This is a genomic window from Streptomyces sp. NRRL S-495, from assembly GCF_000966955.1.
GTDB classification, from domain to species: domain Bacteria; phylum Actinomycetota; class Actinomycetes; order Streptomycetales; family Streptomycetaceae; genus Kitasatospora; species Kitasatospora purpeofusca.
On record NZ_JZWY01000688.1, the window covers coordinates 1 to 3036 of the forward strand.

At 74.9% G+C, this 3036-nt stretch carries 2 protein-coding genes and 1 pseudogene; 1 reads left to right on the forward strand and 2 read right to left on the reverse strand.

Annotated elements, in window-relative coordinates; genetic code table 11:
- Positions 1–1141, reverse strand: a pseudogene (locus tag VR45_RS30850) (S9 family peptidase); the annotation flags it as partial.
- A 434-nt stretch (positions 1142–1575) separates the two neighbouring features.
- Between VR45_RS30850 and VR45_RS30855 the strand changes: the two are divergent.
- Complete coding sequence (locus tag VR45_RS30855) at positions 1576–2286, forward strand: VC0807 family protein (protein ID WP_045943170.1); 711 nt, start codon at positions 1576–1578, stop codon at positions 2284–2286.
- A 98-nt stretch (positions 2287–2384) separates the two neighbouring features.
- Here VR45_RS30855 and VR45_RS30860 read toward each other — a convergent pair.
- The coding region (locus tag VR45_RS30860) for a CbtA family protein (protein WP_045943171.1) at positions 2385–3036 on the reverse strand (652 nt) is incomplete at its 5' end.

The window sequence follows — 3036 nt, forward strand, 5'->3', positions numbered from 1 at the left end:
GGTCGTGCCGGGTGATCCGGCCGTGGCCGCCGGTCGAGCGGAGCACCAGCAGCAGCGGGACCGGGAGCGCGGGGTCGTCGAGGACGGCGAAGGACTCCAGCACCTCGTGCTCGTGCTGCGGGACGAGGGTGCGCGGCCGCTCCGGCGCCGCCGGGTCCAGGACCAGGATCCGGCCCCGGTCCGCGTCGAGGTCGGTGAGCACGTACAGCAGGCCGTCGGCGGCGGGCCAGGGGGAGCTCCAGCCGCCGTGCAGGGCGGTCAGCGGGCGCCAGTCGGGCTTCTCCGGGGTGCCGAGGGCCAGGTCGGCGATCCGGATGCGGTTGCCGCTGGAGAGCCCGTCGGCGGTGGCGGTCACCAGCAGCCGGCCGTCCGCGCCGAGCAGGACGTCCAGCTCGGGGGCTGCTCCGTCGCCGTCGCCGTCGCCGTCGTCGGTGTCGTTGCCGTGGTCGTGGTCGGGTTCGTCGGCGGGCGCTGCGGCGCCGGGGACTTCGATGTCCTCCGCCGGGTGCTCGCCGATCCGGTGCAGGTACAGCCGGGCGCCACCGCTGCCGGCCGCGCCGCCGCGTACGTGGTAGAAGGCGTCCGGCCCGCCCGACCAGGCGACGTTGCCGTACGGGCAGCCGGTGATCGGCCCGTCCACCGTGCGGCCGGTGGCCACCTCCAGCACCCGCAGGGTGTACTCCTCGGCGCCGCCCTCGGCGGTCTGTACGGCGACCAGCGCACCGGTCGGGTCGGGTGTCCAACCGCCCAGTACGGTACGGCCGGTGGGGTCGTGGCGCTGCGGGTCGAACAGGATCCTGCGGGCGCCGGAGGGGTCGGCGACCGCGAGCGCGGGGTGCTCGTCGGCGGGCCCGCGGACCGTGAAGAAGGCCAGGCCGCCCGCGAGTTGGGGCGAGGTCAGGTGTTCGAAGGCGGTCAGCCGGGTCATCGCGGACCGGAACGCGTCCACCGCCGGCCAGTCGTCGCGCAGCCGGTCGAACAGCCGCCGCTGGCCGGCCGACCACTCCCGGGTCACGGGGGCGTCGGCGTCCTCCAGGGCTCGGTACGGGTCCGGGACGTCGCGCCCGCCCAGCCGGTCGACGGTGTCGCCGGGTGCGACGTGCGGGTATTCCGGCCGCCCGGCCGGGTCGATCGGCAGCATGGCCCCCTCCAACCGGCGTGCGGACGGAACGGAGATCGCCACTCGGGGGCGGTCCGCGGGCCGGCCGCCGTCGAGAGCGCCGACATCCTAGCGACGGTTTCCGCGTACTCGTCAATGGCCTTGTCGTGAACGGTGTTTCGGCCGAACGGCGGGCCGGGACGGGCTCCGTCGAGCGGTGCACACGCACCAACGGTGCGGGCCTGGGTGTTCGGCCGGCGGGCGGTGGCGGAGCCCGGACCGTCGGGAGCCGGATGAGAATTCGCGACGAACGCGTGTCCGTGTTCCCGCCGCCCGCGGGGGCCGGTGACAGGTCGTCGACGACCTGTCGGGCAGGGCGTCCGCGCCGTAGCGGGCAGGGCGTCCGCGCCGTAGCGGGCCTGACGGGGGATCCGCTAGAGTCCCCCCGCCCATCATCAAGATCATCGGGGGATACCTTGCCGTCCGAGGCAACGAAGGGGCGCGGCGGTGCGAACGCACTCGGCTGGGCGCTCACCATCGGCCTGAACGTCGTCGCGCCGATCATCACCTACAACCAGCTGACCGGCCACGGCTACGGCGAGTTCACCGCGCTGGTGATCTCGGCCGTCTGGCCCGCCGTCGATCTGGGGATCCACCTGGCGTGGAAGCGGCAGGTGGACGAGTTCGCGGCGGTGTCCCTGCTGTTCCTCGGGCTGACCGTCGCGGTCACCCTGGCCGGGCCCGCCGACGCGCACTTCCTGCTGGTCAAGGACTCGGTGATCACGGGCCTGTTCGGAGTGATCTGCCTGGCCAGTCTGGCTGCGCCCCGGCCGCTGATGTTCTACTTCGGCCGCAAGTTCGCCACCGACGGCTCGGCCGGGTCGCTGGAGCGCTGGGAGGGGCTCTGGGCGCTGCCCGGGTTCCGCCGGGTCCAGCGCAACCTGACCATCGGCTGGGGAGTGGCCTACCTGCTGGAGGCCGGGCTGCGGGTCGGACTCTCGTACGTGCTCGACACCGACGCGATGCAGGCGCTGAACACGGTGCTGTCGCTGGGGGTGACCGCGCTGCTGATCACCTGGACGATCGCCTACGCCAAGCGGGCCCGGGCCCGGGGCGCGGCCGCCGGGGCGGAGCGGGAAGCGGCCGAGCGGGAGGCGGCGGAGCGGGCCGAGGGGGCGACCGTCTGACCCGGCGGCCGGACGACGCCGTCGCAGCACCACTCGACCCCGCCGGCGCGCCTTCGGCGGGGTCGAGTCGTGGTGCGGTGCGGTGCGGTGCGGGCGGGTCAGACCGCCGGGGCGGCGACCGGCGCGCGCTCGGCGGCCGGTGCCGCCGGGGCGAGGGCCCGGTCGGCCAGGGTGCCGAAGAGCAGGGCGAACCCCGTCCACAGCACCACCTGGAGGCCGATCGAGGCGAGCCGGAAGTCCCACAGCAGCGCGGCCGGGAAGCCGTCCGGGATCGCGTCGTCGTTGGGCGGCAGGACGAAGGCCAGCACGGCCATCACCACGGCGTAGCCGAGGCCGGCCGCGACGGTGGCGTTCCAGGTGCCCAGGCGCGGGGCCAGGCGCTTGCCGAGGATCACCGCGGCGACGCCGATCAGCACGCTGAGCGCGATCATCAGGAAGAACAGCGCGGTGCGCTTCCCGATGGTGTCCGGATTGCCGACCGCCGGCGGGTTCGCCGGGTACTTGAGGAACGGCACGAAGTAGACGGTGACGAAGGCCGCGCCCGCGACCAGCGCGGCGGTGGCCCGGGGGCCGAACCGGCCGACCCGGCCGAGGGCGAAGCAGAACGCCAGCGCGGCGATCCCGCCGACCGCGACGCCGTACACCAGCACACCGGTGGCGAGACCGGCGGTGGACTGGACGTCCCGGCTGACCAGTTCCTCCTCCTCGCCCCCGGCGTCGGCGGTCCCGTGCTCGTGCGCGGTCGCGTCC